General features: G+C 67.6%; 1 protein-coding gene. It reads left to right on the top strand.

The features are described from left to right. On the top strand, positions 1 to 460 hold a 460-nt coding region (locus L995_RS07745), incomplete at both ends, for a PLxRFG domain-containing protein (RefSeq protein WP_197065116.1).

Here is a 460-nt window from a genome sequence, read left to right as displayed (position 1 = left end):
GCGCAAGGAGGCCCTCGCGGGCATCGTGGGCAAGGAGCTGGCCGAGTTCCTGGAGCAAGGTGTCTCGGGCCTGCCAGGCGCGCCCATCGATGTTTCCGGGCGCTTGGGCATGGGCAACCTGCTGCCCGGCACCGGCCTGCTGTTGACCAAGCAGAGCCGCGAGCGGGATCTGCTGGAGGTGGCCGGCCCCGCCGGTGATCTGGTGATGCGCGGGTTCACTGCTGGGCGCAAGGTGCTGACGGGCGACGTTGCTGGCGCGGCGTTGGAGGTATCGCCCACGGCCGTGCGCAATGCGTTCAAGGGCGCGGACATGGCCGCCAGCGGCATGTACAAGGACACCAAGGGTTACAAGGTGATCGACACCACGCTGTCCGAGGCGATTGCCAAGGCCGCCGGCTTCCAGCCCAAGAGCGTGGCCGAGGTGCAGGAAGCCAACAGCTTCATGCAGCGGTCCAAGAGT

This window comes from Delftia sp. ZNC0008, from assembly GCF_000799035.1.
In the GTDB taxonomy this organism is placed as follows: Bacteria; Pseudomonadota; Gammaproteobacteria; order Burkholderiales; family Burkholderiaceae_C; genus Comamonas; species Comamonas tsuruhatensis.
This window is presented reverse-complemented; position numbering and strand designations above follow the sequence as displayed.